This window comes from Halalkalicoccus tibetensis (genome assembly GCF_037996645.1).
In the GTDB taxonomy this organism is placed as follows: Archaea; Halobacteriota; Halobacteria; order Halobacteriales; family Halalkalicoccaceae; genus Halalkalicoccus; species Halalkalicoccus tibetensis.
The window spans coordinates 188,454-212,040 of sequence record NZ_JBBMXV010000002.1; the positions used below are offsets into that span (position 1 = coordinate 188,454).

Below are 23,587 nucleotides of genomic sequence, written 5' to 3' on the forward strand. Positions count from 1 at the left end.
CGCGGCGATCGCGACCCGCGATTCGCCACACGACCGACTTCCGTTCTTTCGATGCTGCAGTGTTTTTGAGCGCGGAGTCCGTAGCCCGACCGTGAACGCGGACGCCGTCGAACTCAGAGCGGCCACGCAGGCCGACCTCCTCGCCGTCTACCGCATCGAGAAGGCCTCCTTTCCCCAGCCGTGGCCGTTCTCGGCGTTCGAGAGCTTCCTCGGCGAGCCCGCGTTCCTCGTCGCCGTCGAGGGCTCGGAGCAGGGGGGCGGCGGCCGGGTCGCCCAGACCGGGAACGAGCGGGTCGTCGGCTACCTCGTCGCCGACAGCGTTCCCAACCACGGGCACGTGATCGGCCACGTCAAGGACCTCGCGGTCGCGCCCGACCGGCGGGGCGAGGGGATCGGGCGCCGGCTGCTCTCGGCGGGCCTGTCGATCCTCGCCCGCGAGGGCGACGCCCGGGTCAAGCTCGAGGTCCGCGAGGACAACGAGCCCGCGATCGCGCTCTATCGGGAGTTCGGCTTCGAGATCCAGCGGCGGATCCCGCGGTACTACGCCGACGGCGAGACCGCGCTCGTGATGGAGCGTTCGATCGAGGCGTAAGGCCGTTAGGAGCCCGAACCCTACAGGGGGTATGGGCTACGCCTGTCCGGTCTGTGAGATCCCCCAGCAGGACGAGACGCATCTGGCGAACCACCTCGCGTTCAGCGCCATGCTCGGCCGGGAGGGCCACGAGGAGTGGCTCGACGAGCACGTCCCCGACTGGGAGGGGATGGGCCCCGAGGAGCTCGGCGAGCGGGCCGCGGCGTTCGCGACCGAGGAGGAGTTCGAGACGGTCTTCGAGGACACGACCGGAAACCGTGGAGGCGCCGGGCGCTTCGAGGACGCGGTTCCGCCCCAGCGCGGCCGCCAGGCGATGGGCGGGGAGGCAAGCGAGGTCCTCGCGGAGGCCGAGGCGATGACCCGCGAGATGTACGAATCCGAGGAGGAATAAGGCCCGCCGGGGAACGGGGAGTATGACCGAGAGCCACGGCTGGTTCGCCCCCGAATCGCCCGAGGAGGCACGCGAGCTCTGGGAGTCGGTGGGCCCGAGCGCACAGGTCGTGACCCGCGAGGTCGCGAAGGCGATGGGGTTCGACCGCGAGGAGTACCGCGAGCGGGTCTCCGGCGAAGTGATCGAGACCGCCCGCGACGCGCTGTTCGCCTCGCTGCTCGAAGTACGGGACGACTCGCGCGAGGCGTTCGAGGAGTGGCGCGAGGGCTTCTCGGGCGAGGTCGAGGTGATGGGCAGCGAGAACGTCGATCGGGCCGTCTGGCACGCCTTCGACGGGCGGGCGATCGCGGCGACCTACCAGAACGAGCCCGAGGCCGCGCGGGGCACCCTGCGCCGGCAGGCGTTCGGCGAGCTCTACCGCCCGCTGTTCGAGTGAGCCGGTTCGAAACCGCTTTTCGCGAGCCGTCTCAATACTACCCGTGCGACGAGCGAAGCGGCTCACCCTGCTGGCGATCGGCCTCTCGATACTGGCGCTGCTCGCGCTGGGGGCGCTCCCGCAGTACCTCGGCGGCGGCGAGACCGTCGTCATGACCGCGAGCGAGATCGACGAGGACCGGCCCGCGGTCGACGCGGACGAGATCGACGAGGGGCGCTACCCCTACATGAGCGAGGCCCTCGAGACCGGCGCGTCCGAGCCCTACGAGGACGACCGCTTCGGGGTCAAAGAATGGTTCACCCACACGCCGTACGACGAGCTGGGGGCCGTCGAGCAGCTGAACGACGAGGCCGTCGACGGCGAGGCGGCCTACGTCGAGCGAGACGGCACGCTTTATCGGGTGGAGGTCACAGACGAGGTATGAGCGATCCCGACGCGGACTGGGAGGTCCTCGAGTCCGTGACCGAGTACGAGACCGGCTGGTACACTGGCGGGTATGACCTGGTCGAGCAGCCCGACGGCTCGGAGAAGAAGTACTACTGGGCCGAGCTCGCGCCCGCGGCCGTCGTAGTCGCCTCGACGGGCGAGGAGGTCGTCTTCGTCGAGCAGTACCGCCCCGCGATCGGCCAGACCCACCTCGAGCTTCCTGCTGGCATCATCGAGGACGGCGAGTCCGCGACCGAGGCCGGCGCCCGGGAGCTGCGCGAGGAGACGGGCTTCGAGGCCGACGGCGTCTCCCTGCTCCAGCGGATGTGGGTCGCGACCGGCGCAATGCGCCACGAGCGCGCGATCGTCTTCGCGGAGGGGCTCACTCCCACGGAGCAGGAACTCGACGACAACGAGTTCCTCACGGTGCGGTCGGTTCCCGTAGAGGAGGCCCTCGAACGGGGCCGCGAGGAGCCGACCAACGACGCGACGGTCGAGGGGCTGTTGCTCGCCCGCGAGGAGGGGCTGCTCTAGGGATTTATCCACGCCCGGCGACTACCGCCGGGCCATGAGCGACGGAGAGATAAGCGACGACGAGATCACGCCAGAGGAGCTCAACGCGCTGCTCGAGGAGGGCGAGGACGTGCGGATCGTCGACATCCGGTCGGCCGGCGAGTTCGACCGGGGGTCGATCCCCGGCAGCGAGAACGTCCCGTTCCAGACGCTCCCCCGGGAGGTCGAGGAGCTCGCGGGCGAGGAGCGGGTCGTCACCGTCTGTCCGAAGGGACAGGCGAGCCTGCAGGCGATGCGGATCATCGAGTCCTACGAGGGGACCGACGGCGAGGTCAGGAGCCTCGCGGGCGGGCTCGACGCCTGGAGCCGCGACTACGAGCTCGAGAAAAGCGAGGAATCGGAAACCGGGGCGGACGCCGACGCGCCGTTCTGAGGCGTCGGCGGGATTACGATGATCGGATCAGGCGACCGAGTAGCCCTTGTCGCGGAGGAAGTCCTCGACGCGACCGCTGTGGTTGCCTTGGAGCTCGATCGAGCCGTCCTCGACGGTGCCCCCGCAGGCGAACTTCGACTTGAGGTCCGACGACAGGCTGCTCAGGTCGACGTCGCGGGGGTCGAGTCCTTCGATGATCGTTACTTCCTTCCCGTAGCGGCGCTCGTCGATGCGGATGTTGACCTGTTGGGACTCCTTCGCGACGTCCTCGCAGACGCAGAGTTCCTGGGGCAATCCACACGTCGAGCAGACTTCCGACATTACAGTCCAACGTACGAAATCGACCTATTAAACACTGTCGGGGACCACCATCGAGGCGGTCGGAAAGCGGATCCGATCGACGGCGACGGTCGACCCCGCGGCGGGTGGACGGGCCGCCGAGCTACCAGGACTTACAGGCGGGACAGACCAGCCGGTCGTCCTCGCGCCAGCGACGCCTCGTCGGTTCGCCACACCGCCCGCAGGCGACCGGGCCGGGCGACCAGCCGTAGGTCGGCCGGAGCGGTTCGGCCGCGTCCTCGTCCATACGCGTGGGGAGGAACAGCACACACAAGTACCCCCCGATCGAACGGGCGGTATGGTCAATCCGATCGCCGAGGTCTTCGAACTGATCGGCTACACGACGGAGGTCGCGCTCGGCGACCCGATCGCCGCGGTGCTCATCCTCATCGCCAACCTGCTCCTCGGGGGCTCGATCCTCGTGTTCTTCGGGCTCGCCATCGGCGGGATCCTCGACACTATCCTCCCCGACCAGATCGGTCGATCGCCGCCCCCGCAAGAGCGATAGCCCCCTCGATGTCGGGCCCCAGCGGCGAGCCGGCGACGAAACTATCCGTGTAGTCAGTTATTTCCCCGATTCTCTCCTCGACGTCCTCGGGCGTGCCAGCGATACAGAGCGCGTCGATCATCCCCTCCGAGACCAGCGAGAACGCCTCGGAGAACTCCCCCGCACCGATGTGCTCGCCGATCCTCCCGGCCAGCTCCCGGTCGAGCCCGTGGCGATCCAACACCGGCGGGGCGGCCCCCGAGGCGATGAACGCCACGGGCGGACGGGCGGCCTCGCGGGCCGCCTCGCCGTCCTCGGCGACGCTGAGGCTCGCGAAGGCCGCGAAGTCGAACTCGCCGCGGGAGTCGGGCCGTTCGTCGAGCCCCTTCTCGACCTGGTCGGCCGCCCACGCGAAGTCGTCGGGGTGGGCGGCGTTCAGGAGGACGCCGTCGGCGTGTTTCGCGCTCATGCGGATCATGTGTGGCCCCTGCGCGCCGACGTAGACGGGGATCTCGCCGACTTCGTAGTTCAGCCCCGCGTCGACCGCCTGGAAGGTCCCCTCGTGGGTGACGCGCTCGCCGTCCCACATCTCCCGGGCGACCTTGAACGACTCCAGCACGCGTCGGAGCGGCCGGTCGCGCTCGTAGCCGAGGTTCGAGAGCGTCGAGGCGTCGCCGGCCCCGATCCCGAAGACCGCCCGGCCGTCACTGAACTCATCGAGGGTCGCGACCCGCGAGGCCAGCGTCACGGGATGGGTTTCATAGGGGTTCGCGACGCCCGGACCCAGTCGGATGGCGTCGGTCCGGCGGGCGATCTCCGAGAGGGCGGCGAAGGGGTCGCGGTTGTTGTAGTGACAGCTCGCGAACGCCGTGTCGAAGCCCGCCGCCTCCGCGCGCGCGCCGAACTCGCCGACGCGTTCGACGGGGTGCTCGGGGGTGATCTCGATGCCCTTCGTTCCCTCGAAGCGACGCTCACTCATGACTCCACCCCCGAAGAGCCTGGCGGACGTAGTCGTCCTCGACCTCGCGGAAGTGTTCGTCGCTGCCCGCCATCCCGCCGAACTCGAAGCCCTCGACGAGGACGGCGGGCACTCCTCCATCGCCCTCGCCGGCGACGAGGTTCGCCGCGGCCGCCAGCTCGTCGATCACGTTCTCCACCGTGACCCCGAGCTCGCGGCCGTCGCGGTCGTGCTCGCCGCGCCAGTCGCGGCTCGCGGGCATGCCCGCCCAGCCGATCGCGACCCCACGCTGACCGTGGCGGAAGGGGCGCCCGCAGGTGTCGGTGACGATCACCGGCACGGAGAGGGCCTCGCTGAGGCGGGCGGCGCTCTCGGAGGGGTGTTTGGGAAGCAGGAGGAGGTCCTCGCCGCCGGTGTTCGAGCGGTCGATCCCGGCGTTCACACAGATATGGCCGAAGCGGGTCTCGGTGAGCAGGAACGGCGACTCCATGAGGAGCTCCGTGCTCTCCTCCAGGACGGCTTGGGCGAATCGGGGGTCCTTCTCCTCGCCGGTACGCTCCTCGAGACGGGCGGCGATCTCGCGGGCGCGCGGGCCGGCGGGGAACTCCTCGAGGGCGGCGAACCGCCCTTCGGCCTTCGAGAGGACGGTGCTCGCGAGACAGAGAACGGAGTCGGGCCCGGGGTCGATCCGCTCGGCGAGAAGCGAGGCAAGGTCGTCGCCGGGCCGGATCTCCGGGAGCCCGGAGACGGGTCGAAGCTGCATAGCCGGTATCGGCGTGCGCGGGTGAAAAGGCCGCCGACACCGGCGAGGATGGGGGAGGGCCGAAGCAAGGGCGGTGTTCAGGCGTCGAGCAGGTCCGAGACGGTGACGACCTCGAGGTCGCGGGCCTCGATCTCGTCGAGCACCTCCGCGAAGGCCTCCTCGCTGACGTCGTCGAGGTCGCCGACGCCGTGGACCATCGTGACGACGACCTGGTTGTAGTCGGCCGCCAGATCGAACAGCCGGGTCAGGTCCGAGGCGTCGTGGCCGTTGACCCGCGGGAGCATGTGGCCCTCAGCGGGCGGAGCAGCGCCGGGCTGGCCGCCGAAGATGAAGGAGGTCTCGTAGACCTCGCGGACGTCCTCGATCGATTCGGCGTCCATCCGGTTGTACGGCGCGAAGTAGTGGCGCGCGCCCTCCTCGTGGATCCGGTTCGCGATGTAGTTACGGGCGTTCTGGAGGTAGCGGACGCGGTCCTCGCTCGAGTCGAACCCGTCGGGCAGCGCGGTGTGTGGGTGCGCCGAGACGTCCCAGCCGGCGTCGCGCATCTCGCGACAGTGATCGAGGGTGAGCCGGTTGGGGCGGTGCAGCGAATCGGGAATGATCGCCGCGACGCCCGGCCAGCCGCGCTCCTCGAGCATCGGCAGCGCGGTCGTATACTGGCTCTCGACGCTGTCGTCGAACGTCAGGACCACGTAGCCCTGGTCGCCGCTCTCGGTCGCGCGCATGTCGTCGACCCGGAAGCTGATCGAGCCCTCGGCACCCTGTCGAGGCTCGACCCAGATCCGCAGCTCCTGGATGTTTCCGAGGTTCGGCTCGCCGCGCTCGCCGGTCCAGCCGGCCTCGACGCGCATCCAGCCGTCGAACTCGGTGGGGATCGACCGGGCGCTAGTGAGCTGGTCGGACCGGCCGGGCGCGCGGGCCTCGAGGATCACGCGGGCGGGCAGGGGCGAGTCGACCTTCACGGCAAACGAGAGGTGCTGGCCCTCGATGTCGAGGCCGTCCTGGAAGACGCGGAAGGCGCCGGCCTGGTCCTCCTCGTCGCTCTCGACGAGCATCGAGTGGTCGCCGACGAGTGCGTCGTCGCTCTCCTCGACGGTCGTGTGGTCGTCGTCCATCGGGTGCCAGTCGAGCTCCTCGAAGTCGTCGACCAGATCGCCTGACGCGATCGCAGGGGCGGTGACGTCCGCCTCCTCGTAGTCGTCCTCGACGTCGGTCCCGTCGTCGTTGCCGTTGTCAGTGTCGTCGCCGTCGTCGTTGTCGTCGTCGTCCCCGTTTCCGAAGTCGAGCGAGCCCGTGCAGCCTGCGAGTGCGGCCGAGCCCAGTCCGACGGTCGCCAGGAATGCTCTGCGGTGTTGCTTGGTCATGTCGTCGATAGATCTGTACGGTTCAGTTATGTATAGTTAATTAGGTGTTAAACGGCCGAATTATGTCCGAGCGGGCGGGTATTGAATACGGATCGGACGCGAGTGAATCCATGTCCGAGACAGTGATCCCGTTTCTCCGGGCGAACGGGCGGGTGCTCCTGGTCCGGCGGGGGACGGCCGACGGGGAGTGGGACGTTCCAGTACGAAATGGAGAGGAGGGGTTCGAGGGGACGGCCCGGGAGCTCGCCCGCGAGTGGCTCCCCGACGGGGAAGCGACCCTCGTGCGTGCCGGCGACCCGGTGGAGGTCGACGATCGACGACTCCACCCGTTCCTGTTCGACTGCGAGCCGAACGGAGTGGGGAAGAGGGCGGACTGGGTCCACCCGACGGCGCTCCGTCACGACGGACCGCCCGGCCGCTGGCAAGCCTATAGGGCGGTCTCGCCGTCGGTCGGGAGCGTCCGCGACGATCGGACTCATGGCTCGGCGTATCTCTCGATCCGGGCGCTGGAGGTGCTTCGCGACCGGGCGGCCCAGGGGGCCGACCCGCCGGCGCTGGTCGAGCGCGCGACCGACCTGCTGGAGGCCCGTCCGAGCATGGCGGCGCTCGGAAACCGGGTCAATCGGGCGATGTTCGAGGCCGGCGGATCGAAAGGTGCCGCCGCCCTCGAGGACGCGGCGAAGGCGGGGATCGACCGCGCGGCCGGGGCCGACCGGCGGGCCGCCGAGCGCGCCGCGGAACTGATCGAGGGGATCGTGCTGACGCTCTCGCGCTCGGGGACGGTCCGCGGGGCGCTGTCGGCGGGCGAGCCCGACCGGATCGTGGTCCTCGAGTCGCGGCCGGACCGCGAGGGGGCCGACGTGGCCGAGGAGCTCGCCGGGTCGCTCGACGTGACGGTCACCCTCGACGCCGCCGTCTCGCACGTCATGCCAGAGGTCGATCACGTTCTCGTGGGTGCGGACACCGTCCTCGCCGACGGGAGCGTGATCAACAAGGTCGGCACGCGGACGACCGCGGTCGTCGCCGCCCGCGAGGGGGTGCCGGTCCACGCCGTGGCCGCCGTCGACAAGGTCAGCCCGTCGGAGTCGCCGATACTGGAATCGGTCGACCGCGGGGCCCTCACGGACGACGATCGGGTGGGGGTCGACTGCCCGCTGTTCGACCGCACGCCGCCGGAACTCGTGGCCGGCGTGATCACCGAGGAGGGGGTACTGGATGCCGACGGGATCGAAGCGGCGGCGTCCGATCACGAACGCCGCTCGCGGTGGAAAGGGTCAAACGGCTCGACGGGGTAGGAAAAGCGACGGCAGTGACGAGGGTTACCCCAACCGAGCCCCGTGTGACGAGGGATTCACCCGAGCCGTCACGTTCTCGCAAGCTTCAACCCCCCCGTGCGTGAGTCCCAACCATGCAGATCGATCGGCTCGGCATTCACGACTCGGTGAGCGCCGTCTTCCCGCCCGAGCAGCTCCGCGACGCGCTGTCCGGGACGGGCCCGGACGTCGGGATCGTCGACGACCAAAGCGCGCGCGAGTGCGACGGGGTCGTCACGTTCGCCCACGAGGAGGAGTTCCTCGACTGTGACTGGATCCACTCGATCCAGGCGGGCTACGACCGGTTCCCGCTCGACGAGCTGGAAAATCGGGGGGTCGTCCTCACCAACAGCACCGGGATCCACGGCGACAGCGTCGGCGAGACGGTGGCGGGCTACATGCTCATGCTCGCGCGCCGGCTCGGCCAGTACGCCCGCCAGCAGGAGCGAACGGAGTGGGATCGTCCCGCGTGGGACGTGCCGTTCACCCTCGCGGGCGAGTCGGTCTGCGTGGTGGGCCTCGGCACCCTCGGACGCGGGATCGCCGAGCGGGCGAACGCGCTGGGAATGGAGGTCACGGGAGTCCGCCGCAGCGGCGAGCCCGTCGAGGGCGTCGATCGGGTCTACGCGAGCGGTGATCTCCACGAGGCGATCGCGGGGCCGACCTTCGTCGCGCTCGCGACCCCGCTGACCGAGGAGACGCGGGGGCTGATCGGCGAGGCGGAGCTGGCGGCGATGGACGAGGGGAGCCACCTGATCAACGTCGCTCGCGGAGGCGTCGTCGATCAGGAGGCGCTCATCTCGGCGCTCGATGAGGAGGGGATCCGCGGCGCGGCGCTCGACGTCTTCGCCGAGGAACCTCTGCCGGAGGGCTCGCCGCTCTGGACGATGGAGGATGTGCTCGTCACGCCCCACGCGGCGGCCTACACGCGCGGCTACTACGAGTCGATCGCCGGGCTCGTTCAAACGAACCTCGAGCGGGTCGGGGCGGACGAGCCCTTCGAGAACCGGGTCGTCTGAGCCCTACGAACCGCCCGCGAGGCCCCATTCCTCGTCGTCGAGGCGCTCCTCGGCGAGCGTCTCCTGGTCGCCGAGCACCCGCACGAGGAACCCCCCGTCGTCGCGCTCGACCTGCAGGTCGAGGGTCATCACGTCGGCGGTGAACTCCGACTCGTAGGTGGCGGGGTCGTCGACCTCCTCGGCGGTGACGCCGTGATCCTCGTAGCCGACCCAGGTCGAGGCGTCGATCGTCCCGTCCTCGTTGTAGACGTCGACGTCGAGCCCGTCGCCGGTCTCGCTCTCGGCGACCGTCAGCGTGTAGCTCTCCATGACCATGGGCCTTCATGACGCCGTCGTCCGGAAGTGGGTTGAGCCTGCTGTCGCAAGTCAGACGACGAACCCGAGAAGATCGTCGCGGTTCTGCTCGCGGAGGTGCTCGGCGAGGGCCTCCCGCAGGGGGTCGAGCTGGTCGCGTTTGGCCGAGATCGGCGCGATCGTATCGCGCCACTGCTGCCAGGGCCCCGGGAGGCCCAGGCGGTCACAGAGCGCGTCCAGCCGTTCGTCGCGGTCGTCGACCTTGTCCATCTTGTTGACCGCGACCACCGTGGGGATCCCTACCTCGCGCAGGAAGCCGAACATCTCGACGTCGTGGGGGATCTCGCCACGGGACTCGTGGCGGTCGATGATGTCGACGGCGGCCTTCCCGTCGACGACGAGCACGCCGGCGCGGATCTCCTCGCTGTGGTCCTCGATATACCGGACGATGTCGGTCTTGATCGTCTCCCGTGCGTCCTCGTCGACGCCCTCCATGAACCCGAAGCCCGGCAGGTCGGTGAAGACGAAGTCCTGGCCCGCCCAGTCGTAGTGGTTGGGCGATCGGGTCACGCCGGGCTTCTGTCCCGTGGTGAAGTCGTGGCCGGTGAACGCCCGCATCAGCGTCGACTTGCCGACGTTCGACCGGCCGACGAAGACGATCTCGCTGTCCCGGTCGGGTCGCCCCTCGAACATGGTTCGGGTAGCCGGCGGGGACGGGTCATCCTGTCGGTTACGCGTGCCCGGCGCATCCGACCTTCCGAGGGTTATTTGCACACGCCGGGTAAACCGGTGGTGTGCGCCTGGTACAAGTCACGATCCCGGCCGGCAAGCGCGAGGCCGTTCTGGGGGCGCTCGACGGGGAGGGGATCGACTACGTCGTGACCGACGAGACCAGCGGCCGCGAGTACACCGGCGTCGTCTACTTCCCGCTGCCCGACAACGCCGTCGAACCGGTGCTGGACATGCTCGAGGAACTGGGGCTCGAGGACCAGTCCTACACGGTCGTCGTCGACGCCAACACGGTGGTCTCCCGACAGTTCGACGACCTCGAGGAGAAGTACGCGACCGACGACACCGACGAGGAACGGATCTCCAGACAGGAGCTCCACGCCGAGGCGAGCGACATGACGCCGACGTTCCCGGTCTACGCGACGATGACGCTGATCAGCGCGGTCGTCGCGACCGCCGGGCTGTTGCTCGACTCGCCGGCGGTGGTGGTGGGATCGATGGTGATCGCGCCGCTGATCGGGCCGGCCCTGGCCGCAAGCGTCGGCACCGTCACCGACGACGACGAGCTGTTCTGGACGGGGGTCAAGTACCAGGCGCTCGGCCTCGGGCTCGCGATCGCGGGGGCGGCGGTCTTCGCCTGGCTACTGAAGACCGCACAGATCGTCCCCCCGGGCGTCGAGCTCGCGGCGATCGACGAGATCAGCGAGCGCTTCACGCCCGACCTCCTCCTGTTGGCGGTCGCGCTCGGGGCCGGCGTCGCCGGCGTGCTCGCGCTCTCGACGGGGATCTCGGTCGCGATCGTCGGCGTGATGATCGCCGCCGCCCTGATCCCGCCCGCCGCGGCCGCCGGGATCGCGATCGCCTGGGGGCTCGCCCTGCCGGCGATCGGCGCGACGGTGCTCGTGCTGGTCAACACCGTCTCGGTCAACCTCGCGGGGCTGGTGACGCTCTGGTACACCGGCTACCGACCGCGCCAGTGGTTCGAGACCGACGCGGTCGAGCGCAAGCTCTTCCGTAACGTCGTCGTGTTCACGACGATCGTCCTCGTGCTGTCGGCGTTCCTCGGGGCCGTGACGGTCTCCTCGCATCAGGCCTCGACGCTCCAGCAGGGGATCGACGAGGACATCGAGACCACCCTCGAGCAGGCCGAGTACGACCACCTCACGCTGCTCGAGGTCGAGTCCGAGGTCGGCGACGAGACCGCGTACGAACAGGGCGCCATCGTCGACTTCACCCAGACGATCAGCCACGTGACGGTGACCGTCGGCTACGGAGCCGACGAGGGCGAACGCGGAGCGCTCGCCGACGAACTCCACGAGCGGATCAACGAGCGTGCTGACGAGGAGGTATCGGTTCAGGTCCAATTCATCGAAATAGAGGAGCGATAGCGGCCGCTGCCGGGGGCAGTCTTTTTCGGCCCCCCTTCGTAGGGGCTGACGTGCGACTTGTCCGGATCCTCGTCGACGACGACGACCGCGAGTCGGTCGTCTCCGTGTTGCAAGGCAAGGACGTCGATTACGTCGTCAGCGGCGAGAGCGCCGACGGCGATGCGGCCCTCATCGAGTTCCCCCTGCCGACCGACGCCGTCGGCGACGTGCTGGGCTCGCTCGACGAGGCGGGCTACGAGGAGACGTATACGGTGATCAGCCAGGTCGAGAGCGCCCACACGCCCAACACCGAGACGCTGATGGACCGCTATGCCGACGACTTCGACCCGCTGACGCCGCGCGAGCTCAAATCGAAGGCCAGCGACATGAGCAACGACACCTGGTCGTTCCTCGCGCTCATGCTGCTCGCGGCGTGGATCGCCACCGCCGGGCTGTTGAGCGACTCGCCGGCGATCGTCGTCGGCTCGATGGTGATCGCGCCGATCGTCGGGCCCGCGCTCACCGCGAGCGTGGGGGCGGTGCTCGGCGACCGTGAGATGCTCGCCGCGAGCATCCGCCTACAGGCGATGGGGCTCGTGGCGGCGGTCGCCGGCGCGGCCGCGCTGGCGGGGCTCGTCCGCTGGGGGCTGTTCGCCCAGCCCGAGCTCGCGCTCGGCTCGATCGAGCTGATCGGGGTCCGGGTCTCGCCGACGCTGCTCGCGCTGATCGCCGGCACCGCGGCGGGCGCGGCCGCGGCCTTCGGGCTCACGACCAAGGGCCCGATGTCGCTGATCGGCGTGATGATCGCCGCGGCGCTGATCCCGACGGCCGCGGCGACCGGGATCGCCGTCGCGTGGGCCGACCCCCTGATCGCCGCCGGCACGCTCGTCCTGCTGGTGATCACCCTCGTGGCGATCAACCTCTCGGGCACGGCCGTCCTGTTCGCGCTCGGCTACCGGCCCGACCGCGCGCTGACGGCGGGCTCGTGGCGCTCCGTTCGGGTCGTCGTCGCGGTCGTCCTGCTGCTCTCGGTGGTGGTGCTCGCCGGCGCCGCGACCGCGAGCCAAGTGAGCCACGAACGGACGGTCCACCAAGCCGTCCACGCCGAGCTCTCCGAACACGAGGACGTCGAGGCGATCGCCGTCCGGATGGAGTACGGCGACCTCTCGCCGTTCACCGGGCCCGAGACGGTGACGGTCGAGGCGACCCACGAGGGCGAGGGCGATCCGCCGGAGGACGTCGCCGACGGGATCGAGGAGCGCCTCGGCGACAGCAGCGACCGCGAGATCGAGGTCCGCGTGCAGTTCCAGGAGTACCAGACGGCCCGATAGCCGTTCGTATCACTTGTTCCGACAAAGCCGTTTTTGACCGTTCGGAAGAAACAGGACCGACGGGATCCCACCATGCAACAGAACCCATCGGCCGACCGGAAGGAGCGAATCGCGAACACCGTCACCGAGCTCGTCCGCGAGCCGCTCAAGGAGATCGTCAAGGAGGCCATCGAGGAGTCGGACCTCGAGGCCAGCGAACCACCGACTGACGGGTCGGAGAGCGAGGAGGACGGCGAGGAGACGGCGGAAAGCGAGAGCGGCGGCAGCGGCGGGAGCTTCCTCTGGCTGGTGTTCCTGCTGGGGGTGACGACGGCGCTCGCGTACGTCGCCAACCAACCCGAGTCAGTCGAGGAGCTCGCGAACGAGGCCGTCGATACGGTCTCCGGCGGGCCCGACGCGACCGCCGAGGAGCTCGCAAGCGAGGCCGGCGAACAGACGCGCGAGGTCGCGGACTCGACCGCGGAGCGGACCGACGACGCCGCGGCGGAGGCGACCGACCGCACGGAGCTGCTCGCCGAGACGGCGGTGGGGGTCACGAGCACGGCGGCGAACGTAGTGAAGTCGGTCGCGGACCGTACCCAGGACACCGTCGAGGAGCGTGCCGAGGACGCGGTCGGGACCGCCGAGGAGCTCGACGACCGCGTCGAGGAGACGACCGGTCGACTGGAGGAGGAAGCCGACGAGGCTGCAGAGGAGGTCGAGCACGCCGGTGAGGAGCTCGACGAGCAAGTCGACGAGGCTGCCGAGGAGCTCGAGGACGAGGTCGGAGCGGACGACGAGGACGACGAAGAGGAGTAACCCGCCGCGCTATCCTTCGAAGGGCAGTTCGGGCTCGTAGCCGACGGCCTCGATCGCGCCGTCGACGAGCTCCTCGACGCCCTCCCCTTCCTCGACGCTCAGATAGAAGTCAGCCTCGATGTCCCGCGAGCGGTCGGCCTTGCTACAGACGGTGAGCACCGGCACGTCGAACTGCGCCTCGACCGCATCCCGGAGCGTCAGCTGGGCCTCGAGCGGGTAGCCACAGGCCGCGCTGGCGTCGACGAAGACGAGCACGCAGTCGGCCAGATGGGTCAGCGCGCTCACGGCCTGGGACTCGATCTCGTTTCGGTCCTCCGGCGGGCGATCGAGCAGCCCGGGCGTGTCGACGAGCTGGTAGCGGATGTGGTCGCGCGTGAGGTGACCGACGCCGATCCCCTTGGTCGTGAAGGGGTAGGTCGCCGTCTCGTGGCGGGCGTTCGTCACGTGGTTGACGAACGTCGACTTGCCGACGTTGGGGTAGCCCGCGACGACGATCGCCGGCTCGTCGGGGTCGATGTCGGGGAGGTCCCGCAGCTGGTCGCGGGCCTCGCCGATCATCAGGAGGTCGTCCTCGACCTCCTCGACAACGTTTGCGAGGCGCGCGAACGCCTGCTTGCGGTGTTTTCGTGCGAGGTCGGCGTCGCCCCGGAGCTTGCTCTGGTACTCCCGGCCGATCTCCTTGGTCTTGCGGCTCGCCCACCCCACCTCCGAGAGGCTCTGTCTGAGCTCGTCGACGTCGACCAGCGCGTCGGCCAGCTCGTAGTAAAAGGGGTCGACCAGGTCGAAGTCGGGCCAGGAGGTGACGACGTTCTCCAGGTTGTCCGAGAGGATGTTCGACGCCGTCTGGAGCATCGACTGCTGGGCCTCCGCGCCGCTTTTGGCCCGCCCCGACCGGGCCGCCCGCGAGAACGCCTTGTCGATGAGTTCCTCCGATCTCGGGGTCGTCGGGAGGTCCTCGAAAATCATACCGCTCGATACGCCCGCGCGCTATAAAAGGCCGTGCTTTGGCGTCGTCGCGTTTTTATCGTTCCCGATCCAACAGAAGGGTATGACGGACTGGCGCGCGGTGGGTTACGGGTTCGTGGTGACGTTTCTCGTGGGCGCGATCGGCCTCGCGATCCCGGGGCTGGGCCAGCTCACGGCGGGGCTGGTCGGCGGGTTCGTCGCCGGCTACGTCGCACGCGGCGGCCTCGCGCGCGGGTTCTGGCACGGGCTATTGGCGGGCAGTCTGGGCGGGCTCGTCGTCGGCCTGCTGCTGTGGCTCGCGATCGCGGTCGTCGGGCTCGCGGGCGGGCCCGTCGGCGGGGCGGCCGGCGCGCTCACGGGCTTCGGCGTCTTCGCCGTCGCCGCGGTGATCGCGCTGGTGATGGCCGTCGAGAGCGCGGTCGCCGGCGCGATCGGCGCGGTGCTGAACGACTAAGGCGGGCCGGCCCCTGGAAGGAGGTATGGGAGAGATCGACCCCGACGCGCTGTTGCCGAACGACCACGTGAAGAGCGCGGTGAAGGAGGGCGAGGTGACCCAGCTCAGCCGCGGCGCGACGAACCGCTACGCCGAGGAGGGCGACACCTTCGAGCTCGACGACGAGACGTTCGCGGTCGTCGACGTCGAGGAGCGGACGCTGGGCGAGCTGACCGACGAGGACGCGAGGCGCGAGGGCTCTGCGGACCTCGAGTCCTACCGCGAACGGATGGTCGCCGTCCACGGGAGCGACTTCGAGTGGGACGGGACGAGCGAGATCGTCAGCTACCGGTTCGAGCGTCGTTAGCGCCGTTCCTCGAGCTCCGCGCGGAGGTCCTCGAGATCCATGTCCTTCATCGAGAAAAGAACTAGTAGATGGTAGACCAGGTCGGCCGACTCGGCGGCCAGCTCGTCGTTCGCGTCGTCCTTCGCGGCGAGGATCACCTCCGTGGTCTCCTCGCCGAGCTTCTCGAGGACCGCGTTCTCCCCCTTCTCGTGGGTGAACAGCGAGGCCGTGTAGGAGCCCTCCGGCAGCTCCGCCTTTCGGTCCTCGATGACGGCGAAGAGCTCGTCGACGACGTCGTCGGCGGGCTCGCCCCCGTCGTTCACGGCTCGTCCCCCATGAGCTCGCCGACCTCACGGATGTCCGCGAGCTCCTCGAACTGCTCGCCGGCCTGGCGGCCCTGCTCGAACACCTCGTTCGAGAGCTCGATGGGCGCGTTGGTTCGGGCGGCCAACGCCAGCGAGTCGCTCGGGCGGGCGTCGACGGTCAGCGACTGGCGGGGTCCCTCGAGGTGGAGGTCCGCGATGTAGGTCCCCTCGCCGCTGACCTCGGTGATCTCGACGCGCTCGATGCGCCCACCGAGCTCCTCCATCACGTCGAGCAGGAGGTCGTGGGTCAGCGGGCGGCCGATGTCGTAGGCGTCCATGCCGTGGGCGATGCTGTTGGCCTCCTCGAAGCCGATGAAGATGGGGAGGACGTCCTCCTCGCCCTCCGCGGCGAGGACGACGACGGGGACCGGACCGTCGGGCGTGCCGGCGACACGCACCGAATCGATGGTGGCGTCCATACCCGCTCGGACGGCGCGGACGCCTAAAGACCTACGGTGTGACCGACGGCGACTCGAGGAGGGCGAGGCGATGGAGCCGCGGGTCGTCGGTGAGCTCGGGATGAAACGCCGTCCCCACGATCGGGCCCTGGCGGACGGCCACGGATCGATCGTCGACCGTCGCGAGCACCTCGCATCCGGCGTCGACCACCGCCGGCGCGCGGATGAAGACCGCCGGGAACGGCTCGTCGAGGCCCGCGACGTCCAGATTCGTCTCGAAGCTGTCGACCTGCCGGCCGAAGGCGTTCCGCTCGACCTCGGCGTCGAGCAGGCCGAGGGTCTCGACCCGGTCGTCACTACCCCGACCGGCCACGATCAGCCCCGCACAGGTCGCGAGCAGGGGCTTTCCTCGCTCGACGTGCTCGCGGATCTCGGGAGCGATCCCCTCGCCGTGGACCAGCCGGGAGATCGTCGTCGACTCCCCGCCGGGCATACAGAGGAGGTCACAGTCGGGGACGACGCCCGACGAGCGGACCTCCCGGACCTCGATCCCGGTGTCGTAGGCGGCGCCCGCCCGGGCGAGCGCCTGTGCGTGTTCGGAGACGTTACCCTGGACGGCGAGGACGCCGGCGACGAGACTCATGGAGGGGAGTAGAGACGAACGACCCAAAAACCTCGCGCCTACACGCCGACGGCGTTCAGGATCTGGACGAAGATGCCGAAGAGGACACAGAACACCATCACCGCCTTCGGGTCGACCGTGATCGCGTTGCGGTCCTCGGCGTCGAAGTACCGAACCAGTCCGGCGCTCGACATCAGCCCGCCGCTGTTCTGTCCGCTGCTCATAATTACGAAGGCGTCGTACCGGTACCTAAACCTTTCGCTGTTCCCGCTCGGCGAGGGGCGCCGGTTAGGAAACGCTTATCCGATTCCGGTGGGTAGCCTATCGTGAACGATGGCTGTAACCCTGAAAGACTTTTACGCCGACTGGTGTGGCCCCTGCAAGACCCAGGACCCGATCCTCGAGGAGCTCGAGGAGGACTGGGAGGACCGATTCAGCGTCGAGAAGGTCAACGTCGACGAGGACCAGGAGACCGCAAACGAGTACCAGGTCCGCTCGCTGCCGACCCTGATCGTCGAGAACGACGACGGCGTCGTCGAGCGGTTCGTCGGCGTGACCCAGCGCGACGACCTCGAGAGCGCCCTCGAGGACGCCGGCGCGTAGAACGGAGAACCGACCCTTACTCGAAGCGGACCCCCACGTCGTGGAGGTCCGCGTTGTTCCCCGCGAGGTTGATCAGCAGCGGCGTCAGCGACTCGACCTCCGCGGCGTTCGCGATCGGGCCCGCACGGAGGGCGCGAAGCCCCTCGATCCCCTCGGCGAGCCGTTCGACGGTATCGAGCCCGTCCTCGTCGTCGCCCACGAGCAGCGTGTCCTCGGAGAGTTCACGATCGAGGTCCGCGAGCTTGCCCGCCGAGAGGCTGTGGAACGCCCCGACGATCGGGACCTCGTCGGGGGCGCTCGCGGCGACCATCGCCGTCACGCTGCCAGCCGAGGGCCGGTTGTAGTGGAGACCCGCATCGTCGCGCTGCATCCCGACGGCGGGGCTGACGAGCGTAGTAGAAGAATCGAGCCGGTCGGCGATCGACTCGACGGTGTCGCGGACGTGATAGGGCGGGACCGCGAGCACCACCACGTCGGCGCGGTCGGCGGCCATCGCGTTGTCGAACCCCTTGATCGACGCCTCGAGGTCCCGATCTTCGAGCGTTTCACGGTACTCCTCGACCGTCGCGCGGGCCTTCTCGGGGTCGCGCGAGCCGATCAGGAGCTCGTGGTCGGTGTCGCAGGCGAAGCGCAGCGCGAGCCCCGCGCCGATGTCGCCGGTGCCGCCACAGAGTGCGATTCGCATACGGGAACTGACGACGGACGCGGCCTAAAGCTTCCGAGAGTGGCAACCGAGGCGGGCGGAGCGCTCGCTTGACGGGGCGCTCACTCGAGCAGCACCGGCAGGTCGTTGACCGAGTCGAGCACCGCCGCCGCGCCCGCCGCCTCGTACTTCCGTCTGCCCTCCTCGCCGGTCAGCCCGCCGGTGAGGACGCCGATGCCGTGGTACTCCCGCTCGGGGTCGGCCTCCGCGGCGTTCGTCGCCGTGCGCACGTCGTCGAGCGTGTCGCCGACGAACGCGACCGAGCCGGCCTCGAACCGCTCGGCGAGGGTCACCAGCGCCCGGGGATGGGGTTTGCCCTCCCCCCAGTCGTCCATCGTGAACCGGTGGTCGTCGGGGACGGCGAGGCCGACCCGCGAGAGGGCGATCTCCGCCTCGGCGGCCGGCCTGCCGGTCAGGACGCCCACCGGACGCTCCGCGAGCCACTCCCTCGTGCTCGCGTTGAGCAGGACCGGCTCGCCGTGGATGAAGCCGGCGTGGTCGTCCGGAACGCCCCCCGGCGGTTCGCCCTCGAGCTCGCGGTACAGTTCCTCGCCGAGATAGAGCCACTGGAAGACCTCCCGGAGGCGCTCGCGATCCCAGCGCCCGGCGACTCGCTCGGCGACCTCGGGCGCGAGCGCCGCCTCGACGACGGCCTCCGCGGCGTCGAGCCCGCCACCCCGCTCCGCGATCCGGTCGGTGAACCCCTCGACGGACTCGGGATAGCCCTCCTGGCGCGCGAGGACGAACAGGGCCGCCGCGTCGGTCAGCTCCCAGTCGTTGTTGAACCCGCCGGCGTCCTTGAACGCCTGGATCCCCTCCTTCTCGATGGTGGCGTCATAGACGCGCTCGACTGACTCGACGATCGCCCGCCGGTAGGAGTCGGCGACGTCGACGAGAACCCCGTCGACGTCGAGGACGACGCAGTCTGCGTGCATACCGACCCCTGTGGGGTCGTCGGCTATGGGGCTATCGCTCCGCGACGAACAGCGTCTCCCGCGGGAGGGCGCGCCGGGAGACCGGCACTTCCGGAGCGTCCCCGCCCAGCGTCGTGAACAGCAGGTCGGCGTCGACCCGGCGGGCGAGATCGCGGGTCGGGCGGTGCAGCTCCGGGGGGAGGTTCAGCGCGTAGATCGCCCCCGCCTCGTCGTAGATCGCCGGATCGGGCTCGACGACGTCGTCGAGGACGAACAGGACGCCGTCGGGGGTTTCTCGAGGATGGACGTCGGTCGCGGTGACCCGGCGCCCCCGGTCCGCGAGCGCGCGGGCCACGTCGGTCCGCCGGCCGATCCCGACCTCGACGAGCTCGTCGTAGGCGGCGAGTTCGTCTGCGAGACCGGCGACCGTGGCGGGTTCCATGGCCGTGATACTTATCATACGCTACACCATACCCCTTTTCATGCATGTCGACATCGTGCCGATCGGGGAGCTCCCGGCCGCGGTCAAACGGGAGGCCTCCTCGGGGCTGCGGTCGGTCTACGAGTGTGACGTGACGGTGCACGACGAGCAGTCGATCCCCTCCGGCGCGTACGACGCGAACCGCAACCAACACCGCGCCGAGGAGTTCATCGAGCTCGCCTCCCGGATCGGCGACGGCGAGAAGAACATCGCGATCACCGCGAAGGACCTCTTCTACCGGCGGCGCAACTACGTCTTCGGGCTGGCCTACCTCGACGGCAACGGCAGCGTCATCTCCACCTACCGCCTCCAGACCTCGAGCGACGGCGGCTTCTCCGAGAGGAGCGCGAGCGAGATCTTCGGCGATAGAGTCAGAAAGGAGGTCGTCCACGAGATCGGCCACACGATGGGGCTCGAGCACTGCGACAACAACCGCTGTGTGATGAACTTCTCGCCGACCGTCCGGGAGGTCGACATCAAGGAGCAGAACCTCTGTGGGACCTGTCAGCGGTCGGTCCTCTGAGGAAAGGGTTGATGGATCGTCGTCCCGAAGGCGAGAATATGGTATCCGAGGAAGTCGCGGACGAGCTGGTATCGGCGTGTCGAACCACCGTCGGCGACGAGCTGCGCAGCGTCACCTACTTCACCCCCGAGGAGTACGACCACCTCTACCTGCGCGATGACCTCGAACGCGGCAACGACCCCGAAGCGTTCGCCGAGAACGAGCGCCAGGGCTTCTCCAGCCAGCGCACCTACGAGTGGTCGGAGCTCGGCGACTACGAGTACACCATCCGCGTCTTCGAGTTCGGCCATCTCGTCCGCGTGATCGGCGATGAGGAGGGCGTCTACGTTACGACCGGCGACCTGACGATGGACCGCTTCGGCGAGCTCGTCGAGGCGATCCAGAGCATCCTCCGCGAGGAGTGAGCACCCCCGTCACTGGGCCGACCAGCCGCCGTCGGCGCTCAGACACGCACCCGTGACGTAGCTGGCGGCGTCGCTCGCGAGGAAGACGACGGGCGCGGCGATCTCCTCGGGCTCGGCGAACCGCTCCAGCGGGGTGCGCGAGAGCAGCGACTCCTTCAGCTCCTCGTTCTCCATCGCCCCCTTCGTCAGCTCGGTCGCGACGTAGCCCGGCGCGACGGCGTTGACCCGCACGTCGGGCGCCCAGTCGAGCGCGGCGCTCTTGGTGAGCCCTACCAGGCCGTGTTTCGAGGCGACGTAGGGATGCTGGCGCGGCAGGCCGACCACGCCGCCGACGCTCGCGACGTTGACGACCGACTCCACCGAGCCCTCGCCCGCGACCTTCGTACAGAGGAAGGCTCCACGGAGGTTGACGTCGAGCGTCCGGTCGTAGCCGTCCATCTCGACCGCCTCGGGTTTCCCGAGGGCGTCGTCGGGGTTGATCCCGGCGTTGTTCACGAGGACGGCGGGCGATTCCAGCTCCTCGTCGACCCGATCGAACAGCGCGCGGACCTCGCCCTCGCTGGTGACGTCCATGGGCTGGAGAAGCGAGTCGCCGCCCCGTTCCTCGATACCCTCGACGACGGTTTCGAGCGCGTCCTCCGAACGGGCGGCGGGCACCACGTCCGCGCCCGCCTCGGCGAGCGCGAGCGCGATCGCCCGCCCAATCCCGCGGCTCGCGCCCGTGACGACGGCTACCTGCCCCGAGCAGTCGAACGCGTCGAGAACTGACATACCGGCAGGGCGGGCGCAGTGGGCTTAAATCCCGGCCCGGGTCGGCTCTCAGGCCGGGCCGTCGGCGTCGTCGTCCGGGTCGGCCCGTTCCGTCCCGGGTTCGTCGCCTTCGCCGGAGCTGTCGTCCCCGCCGAGTTCGTCGTCCTCGGCGGGCTCGTCGTTCTCGCCGTCGTCGGTCATCTCCCCGACCGCCGACTCGGCCTGGCGCTTGAACCGTTCGACCTCGCGGCCCGCCTTCTCGAAGAGTCCCATCGGTCCTTCGAGGTGGGGCGCTCGGATAAGGGTTCGGCCGTTCGGCCCGCTTCGCCGGGTGTTACGGGGGTCGTACCGGTCGCGGGACGAGCACGGCGAGGCCGTCAGGGCGCGTAGTAGTACTCGCCCTGTTTCTTCTGCTGGCGGTCGAGCTGGCTGCCGGGTTTGTTGATCCGCGGGCGGCCGGTGCGCTCGTCGCGGCGGAAGGTGATGTCGAGGTTCGCGAGGAACTCGTTCATCCCGTCGCGCATCCCCTGGGGCTGGCTCGCGTGGCCGTGATGGGCGGGCTCGCCCTCGAAGACCAGCAGGCGATCGGCGAGCAGGTCCATCATGTAGATGTCGTGGTCGACGACCATGACGGTCGCGTCCTGGGTCTCGGCGTATCGCCGGATCGCCCGGGTCGCGAGCACCCGCTGTTCGACGTCCAGATGCGCGGAGGGCTCGTCGAGCAGGAACAGGTCGGCGTCCTTCGAGAGACAGGCCGCGATGGCGACGCGCTGGCGCTCCCCGCCCGAGAGGTCGTTGAGGTTCTGCTCCATGATGCGGGAGAGCTGAAGGGGGTTCGCGATCTCGGTGTTCCAGTGCGAGGAGCCGAAGTCATCAGTAATGGACGAGAGGAACACGTCGACGCGCATGGGCTGGTCGATCTCGATGTACTGGGGCTTGTAGGCGACTTCCAGATCGGTCTCGAACTCCCCGTCGTCGGGTTCGAGCTTCCCGGCGACCAGCTTCGCGAAGGTGGACTTCCCGATCCCGTTGGGCCCGACGATCCCGAGCACCTCCTCCTCGCGGATGGTGCCGCCGTCGACCGAGAGCGAGAACGCGTCCTCGCCGTAGGACTTCTCCATCTCGGGGTACTCGATCAGGGGATCGCTTCGCGAGACCGTCCGCGGGGCGTGCTGTTCGAACCCGATCGCCTCCGGGCGGATCCGCATGTTCTCGTTGTCGAGGTAGCCCGCGAGGTACTCGTTGATCCCGTTCCTGACCGATTTGGGCGAGGTGATGACCCCGTAGGCGCCGGGCTCACCGTAGGCGACGTGGAGGTTGTCACAGAGCAGGTCCAGGATCGCGAGGTCGTGTTCGACCACGAGCATGGATCGATCGCCCTCCTCGGCGAGCTCCCGAACGATGCGGGCGACGGTGACCCGCTGGCCGATGTCCAGATAGGGTGTGATCTCGTCGAGGAAGTAGAAGTCGGCGTCGCGGGCCAGACACGCCGCGATCGCCACCCGTTGAAGCTCCCCGCCCGAGAGCTCGTCGATCGCCTGATCCATCACGGGGGAGATCGAGAGCCGTTCGACGAGGTCGTCGAGCGCGCCCCGCTCGTCGGTGTGTTCGAGCAGCTGTCGGGTGTTGCCGTCGAACTGCTTGGGGATCTGATCGACGTACTGGGGTTTGCGAGCGACCGAAACCTCGCCGTCGCGGACCTCGCGGATGTAGTCCTGGAGCTCGGTGCCCCGGTAGGCGTCGAGCACGGCGTCCCAGCCCGGCGGCTCCTCGTGCTGCCCGAGGTTCGGGGTGAGCTCGCCCGCGAGGATGTTCACCGCGGTCGACTTCCCGATCCCGTTGGGACCCAGGATCCCGGTGACCTGGCCCTCGATCGGGATCGGCAGGCCATAGAGCGAAAAGGCGTTCTCCCCGTAGCGGTGGACCGGCTCGTCCTGGAGCTCCTGGGGCAGGTTGATGATCTCGATCGCGTCGAACGGACACTTCTCGACGCAGATACCGCAGGTCTCGCCGAGACAGATCTCCTCGGAGATCCGGATCTGGTCGGGCCCGCCCTCTTCCGCGTCCTCGCCGCGCTGGGTGATGCACTCCTTGCCCGTTCGGTTGGGCGGACAGTAGTTCGCACACTCGTAGCTACAGCGGTCGGGCTGACACCTGTCGAGGTCGACGACGGCGATGCTGTCGTCGGCCATCTCAGAACGTGACCCCGGTGGTGAGCAGGATGCCCCAAGTGACGAACCAGAGACAGAACGTCATGAAGCCGATGAACAGTTTGTCCTTCATCGAGAACTCCTCGACGATCCCCACTCCCTTGAGGAGGGGGAACTGAACGAAGACGAGCGCGGCGAGCACCACGAGGGCGATGGGGTCGGCCGCGTCGCTCGCGAGCGCGGCGGAGGCGACCCCCGCCCCGATCCCCGCGAGCGAGCAGGCCGCGGTGACCGTCACCGACCGGATGTGGGACGCGCGCTGTTCGACCGCTTCGGTTGCCATACGAAACGTTCGGCTGCCGGGGCTCAAAAGCCG

At 69.1% G+C, this 23,587-nt stretch carries 36 protein-coding genes; 17 read left to right on the plus strand and 19 right to left on the minus strand.

Annotated elements, in window-relative coordinates:
* Positions 1-91: 91 nt before the first annotated feature.
* Genes WOA58_RS06275 through WOA58_RS06300 form a run of 6 tightly spaced genes read left to right on the plus strand, consistent with a single transcriptional unit; the run spans position 92 to position 2,791 of the window.
* Positions 92-592, plus strand: a complete 501-nt coding sequence (locus WOA58_RS06275; RefSeq protein ID WP_340603322.1) for a GNAT family N-acetyltransferase — start codon at positions 92-94, stop codon at positions 590-592.
* 31 nt (positions 593-623) lie between these two features.
* Positions 624-983, plus strand: a complete 360-nt coding sequence (locus WOA58_RS06280; RefSeq protein WP_340603323.1) for a DUF5810 domain-containing protein — start codon at positions 624-626, stop codon at positions 981-983.
* A 22-nt stretch (positions 984-1,005) separates the two neighbouring features.
* Positions 1,006-1,419 carry a DUF5809 family protein gene (locus tag WOA58_RS06285; protein WP_340603324.1) on the plus strand — a complete coding sequence of 138 codons (414 nt, stop codon included), beginning with the start codon at positions 1,006-1,008 and terminating at the stop codon, positions 1,417-1,419.
* 43 nt (positions 1,420-1,462) lie between these two features.
* Complete coding sequence (locus WOA58_RS06290) at positions 1,463-1,843, plus strand: hypothetical protein (RefSeq protein WP_340603325.1); 381 nt, start codon at positions 1,463-1,465, stop codon at positions 1,841-1,843.
* Positions 1,840-2,379 (plus strand): NUDIX hydrolase, encoded by a 540-nt coding sequence (locus tag WOA58_RS06295; RefSeq protein ID WP_340603326.1) that lies wholly within the window; start codon positions 1,840-1,842, stop codon positions 2,377-2,379. Before WOA58_RS06290 ends, WOA58_RS06295 begins: the two co-directional genes overlap by 4 nt.
* 34 nt (positions 2,380-2,413) lie before the next feature.
* Positions 2,414-2,791 carry a rhodanese-like domain-containing protein gene (locus WOA58_RS06300; RefSeq protein ID WP_340603327.1) on the plus strand — a complete coding sequence of 126 codons (378 nt, stop codon included), beginning with the start codon at positions 2,414-2,416 and terminating at the stop codon, positions 2,789-2,791.
* A 27-nt stretch (positions 2,792-2,818) separates the two neighbouring features.
* Here the strand turns inward: WOA58_RS06300 and yciH are convergent, their stop codons facing one another.
* Positions 2,819-3,112 (minus strand): stress response translation initiation inhibitor YciH, encoded by a 294-nt coding sequence (gene yciH / locus WOA58_RS06305; protein ID WP_008415996.1) that lies wholly within the window; start codon positions 3,110-3,112, stop codon positions 2,819-2,821.
* Between the two features lie 121 nt (positions 3,113-3,233).
* Positions 3,234-3,377, minus strand: a complete 144-nt coding sequence (locus WOA58_RS06310; RefSeq protein ID WP_340603328.1) for a DUF7573 domain-containing protein — start codon at positions 3,375-3,377, stop codon at positions 3,234-3,236.
* A 51-nt stretch (positions 3,378-3,428) separates the two neighbouring features.
* Here WOA58_RS06310 and WOA58_RS06315 point away from each other — a divergent pair, with 51 nt between their 5' ends.
* Entirely contained in the window at positions 3,429-3,638 is a 210-nt protein-coding gene (locus WOA58_RS06315; protein WP_340603329.1) for a hypothetical protein, read from the plus strand.
* Here WOA58_RS06315 and WOA58_RS06320 read toward each other — a convergent pair.
* The 3 genes from WOA58_RS06320 to WOA58_RS06330 all read right to left on the minus strand — a co-directional run bounded on the left by WOA58_RS06320 (position 3,589) and on the right by WOA58_RS06330 (position 6,702).
* Positions 3,589-4,596: a 5,10-methylenetetrahydromethanopterin reductase gene (locus tag WOA58_RS06320; RefSeq protein ID WP_340603330.1), complete on the minus strand. Its 1,008-nt coding sequence runs from the start codon at positions 4,594-4,596 to the stop codon at positions 3,589-3,591. The two genes, WOA58_RS06315 and WOA58_RS06320, sit on opposite strands and share 50 nt — an antisense overlap.
* Complete coding sequence (locus WOA58_RS06325) at positions 4,589-5,338, minus strand: coenzyme F420-0:L-glutamate ligase (RefSeq protein ID WP_340603331.1); 750 nt, start codon at positions 5,336-5,338, stop codon at positions 4,589-4,591. The genes WOA58_RS06320 and WOA58_RS06325 overlap by 8 nt, the downstream gene beginning before the upstream one ends.
* Before the next feature lie 77 nt (positions 5,339-5,415).
* A complete protein-coding gene (locus WOA58_RS06330; protein ID WP_340603332.1) occupies positions 5,416-6,702 on the minus strand; it encodes a polysaccharide deacetylase family protein in 1,287 nt (428 codons plus the stop codon).
* 110 nt (positions 6,703-6,812) lie between these two features.
* On the opposite strand from WOA58_RS06330, the gene WOA58_RS06335 reads away from it, so the two are divergent.
* Both WOA58_RS06335 and ddh read left to right on the plus strand, forming a co-directional pair.
* Positions 6,813-7,997, plus strand: coding sequence for an initiation factor 2B-like protein (locus WOA58_RS06335; RefSeq protein WP_340603333.1), 1,185 nt, complete (start codon positions 6,813-6,815; stop codon positions 7,995-7,997).
* A 113-nt stretch (positions 7,998-8,110) separates the two neighbouring features.
* Positions 8,111-9,034, plus strand: a complete 924-nt coding sequence (ddh, locus tag WOA58_RS06340; protein ID WP_340603334.1) for a D-2-hydroxyacid dehydrogenase — start codon at positions 8,111-8,113, stop codon at positions 9,032-9,034.
* A 3-nt stretch (positions 9,035-9,037) separates the two neighbouring features.
* Here the strand turns inward: ddh and WOA58_RS06345 are convergent, their stop codons facing one another.
* Positions 9,038-9,349 (minus strand): hypothetical protein, encoded by a 312-nt coding sequence (locus WOA58_RS06345; protein WP_340603335.1) that lies wholly within the window; start codon positions 9,347-9,349, stop codon positions 9,038-9,040.
* Between the two features lie 51 nt (positions 9,350-9,400).
* On the minus strand, positions 9,401-10,021 hold the full coding sequence (gene engB / locus WOA58_RS06350; protein ID WP_340603336.1) for a GTP-binding protein EngB: 621 nt from the start codon (positions 10,019-10,021) through the stop codon (positions 9,401-9,403).
* Between the two features lie 101 nt (positions 10,022-10,122).
* On the opposite strand from engB, the gene WOA58_RS06355 reads away from it, so the two are divergent.
* The 3 genes from WOA58_RS06355 to WOA58_RS06365 all read left to right on the plus strand — a co-directional run bounded on the left by WOA58_RS06355 (position 10,123) and on the right by WOA58_RS06365 (position 13,553).
* Positions 10,123-11,445 (plus strand): TIGR00341 family protein, encoded by a 1,323-nt coding sequence (locus WOA58_RS06355; protein ID WP_340603337.1) that lies wholly within the window; start codon positions 10,123-10,125, stop codon positions 11,443-11,445.
* 50 nt (positions 11,446-11,495) lie between these two features.
* Positions 11,496-12,755 carry a DUF389 domain-containing protein gene (locus WOA58_RS06360; protein ID WP_340603338.1) on the plus strand — a complete coding sequence of 420 codons (1,260 nt, stop codon included), beginning with the start codon at positions 11,496-11,498 and terminating at the stop codon, positions 12,753-12,755.
* Between the two features lie 72 nt (positions 12,756-12,827).
* Positions 12,828-13,553, plus strand: a complete 726-nt coding sequence (locus tag WOA58_RS06365) for a hypothetical protein (protein ID WP_340603339.1) — start codon at positions 12,828-12,830, stop codon at positions 13,551-13,553.
* A gap of 9 nt (positions 13,554-13,562) precedes the next feature.
* On the opposite strand, the gene WOA58_RS06370 is transcribed toward WOA58_RS06365, so the two are convergent.
* Positions 13,563-14,519, minus strand: a complete 957-nt coding sequence (locus WOA58_RS06370) for an NOG1 family protein (RefSeq protein WP_340603340.1) — start codon at positions 14,517-14,519, stop codon at positions 13,563-13,565.
* An 82-nt stretch (positions 14,520-14,601) separates the two neighbouring features.
* Here WOA58_RS06370 and WOA58_RS06375 point away from each other — a divergent pair, with 82 nt between their 5' ends.
* Positions 14,602-14,973, plus strand: coding sequence for a DUF5518 domain-containing protein (locus tag WOA58_RS06375; RefSeq protein ID WP_340603341.1), 372 nt, complete (start codon positions 14,602-14,604; stop codon positions 14,971-14,973).
* Between the two features lie 25 nt (positions 14,974-14,998).
* Complete coding sequence (locus WOA58_RS06380; RefSeq protein WP_340603342.1) at positions 14,999-15,319, plus strand: ASCH domain-containing protein; 321 nt, start codon at positions 14,999-15,001, stop codon at positions 15,317-15,319.
* Here the strand turns inward: WOA58_RS06380 and hisE are convergent.
* Genes hisE through WOA58_RS06400 form a run of 4 tightly spaced genes read right to left on the minus strand, consistent with a single transcriptional unit; the run spans position 15,316 to position 16,907 of the window.
* On the minus strand, positions 15,316-15,621 hold the full coding sequence (gene hisE / locus WOA58_RS06385; protein WP_340603343.1) for a phosphoribosyl-ATP diphosphatase: 306 nt from the start codon (positions 15,619-15,621) through the stop codon (positions 15,316-15,318). The genes WOA58_RS06380 and hisE overlap by 4 nt on opposite strands.
* Positions 15,618-16,082, minus strand: coding sequence for a bifunctional nuclease family protein (locus tag WOA58_RS06390; protein ID WP_340603344.1), 465 nt, complete (start codon positions 16,080-16,082; stop codon positions 15,618-15,620). The genes hisE and WOA58_RS06390 overlap by 4 nt, the downstream gene beginning before the upstream one ends.
* Before the next feature lie 31 nt (positions 16,083-16,113).
* Positions 16,114-16,704, minus strand: coding sequence for a pyridoxal 5'-phosphate synthase glutaminase subunit PdxT (gene pdxT, locus WOA58_RS06395; RefSeq protein ID WP_340603345.1), 591 nt, complete (start codon positions 16,702-16,704; stop codon positions 16,114-16,116).
* Between the two features lie 38 nt (positions 16,705-16,742).
* Entirely contained in the window at positions 16,743-16,907 is a 165-nt protein-coding gene (locus WOA58_RS06400) for a preprotein translocase subunit Sec61beta (protein ID WP_340603346.1), read from the minus strand.
* Between the two features lie 109 nt (positions 16,908-17,016).
* Here WOA58_RS06400 and WOA58_RS06405 point away from each other — a divergent pair, with 109 nt between their 5' ends.
* Positions 17,017-17,286, plus strand: a complete 270-nt coding sequence (locus tag WOA58_RS06405) for a thioredoxin family protein (protein ID WP_340603347.1) — start codon at positions 17,017-17,019, stop codon at positions 17,284-17,286.
* Positions 17,287-17,302: 16 nt separating this feature from the next.
* On the opposite strand, the gene npdG is transcribed toward WOA58_RS06405, so the two are convergent.
* The 3 genes from npdG to WOA58_RS06420 all read right to left on the minus strand — a co-directional run bounded on the left by npdG (position 17,303) and on the right by WOA58_RS06420 (position 19,345).
* On the minus strand, positions 17,303-17,971 hold the full coding sequence (gene npdG / locus WOA58_RS06410; protein ID WP_340603348.1) for an NADPH-dependent F420 reductase: 669 nt from the start codon (positions 17,969-17,971) through the stop codon (positions 17,303-17,305).
* 80 nt (positions 17,972-18,051) lie between these two features.
* On the minus strand, positions 18,052-18,924 hold the full coding sequence (locus WOA58_RS06415) for a TIGR01548 family HAD-type hydrolase (protein WP_340603349.1): 873 nt from the start codon (positions 18,922-18,924) through the stop codon (positions 18,052-18,054).
* 31 nt (positions 18,925-18,955) lie between these two features.
* Positions 18,956-19,345: a UPF0146 family protein gene (locus WOA58_RS06420; RefSeq protein ID WP_340603350.1), complete on the minus strand. Its 390-nt coding sequence runs from the start codon at positions 19,343-19,345 to the stop codon at positions 18,956-18,958.
* A gap of 40 nt (positions 19,346-19,385) precedes the next feature.
* Between WOA58_RS06420 and WOA58_RS06425 the strand changes: the two genes are divergently transcribed.
* Complete coding sequence (locus WOA58_RS06425; RefSeq protein WP_340603351.1) at positions 19,386-19,907, plus strand: archaemetzincin family Zn-dependent metalloprotease; 522 nt, start codon at positions 19,386-19,388, stop codon at positions 19,905-19,907.
* A 38-nt stretch (positions 19,908-19,945) separates the two neighbouring features.
* Positions 19,946-20,311, plus strand: a complete 366-nt coding sequence (locus tag WOA58_RS06430; protein WP_340603353.1) for a DUF7522 family protein — start codon at positions 19,946-19,948, stop codon at positions 20,309-20,311.
* 9 nt (positions 20,312-20,320) lie between these two features.
* Here the strand turns inward: WOA58_RS06430 and WOA58_RS06435 are convergent, their stop codons facing one another.
* From WOA58_RS06435 to WOA58_RS06450, 4 genes are all read right to left on the minus strand, one after another.
* Positions 20,321-21,082 (minus strand): SDR family NAD(P)-dependent oxidoreductase, encoded by a 762-nt coding sequence (locus tag WOA58_RS06435; RefSeq protein WP_340603354.1) that lies wholly within the window; start codon positions 21,080-21,082, stop codon positions 20,321-20,323.
* 48 nt (positions 21,083-21,130) lie between these two features.
* Positions 21,131-21,334: a hypothetical protein gene (locus tag WOA58_RS06440; protein ID WP_340603355.1), complete on the minus strand. Its 204-nt coding sequence runs from the start codon at positions 21,332-21,334 to the stop codon at positions 21,131-21,133.
* Positions 21,335-21,438: 104 nt separating this feature from the next.
* On the minus strand, positions 21,439-23,253 hold the full coding sequence (locus WOA58_RS06445; RefSeq protein ID WP_340603356.1) for a ribosome biogenesis/translation initiation ATPase RLI: 1,815 nt from the start codon (positions 23,251-23,253) through the stop codon (positions 21,439-21,441).
* A 1-nt stretch (position 23,254) separates the two neighbouring features.
* Positions 23,255-23,554: an EMC6-like membrane protein gene (locus WOA58_RS06450; RefSeq protein ID WP_340603357.1), complete on the minus strand. Its 300-nt coding sequence runs from the start codon at positions 23,552-23,554 to the stop codon at positions 23,255-23,257.
* Between the last annotated feature and the right edge of the window lie 33 nt (positions 23,555-23,587).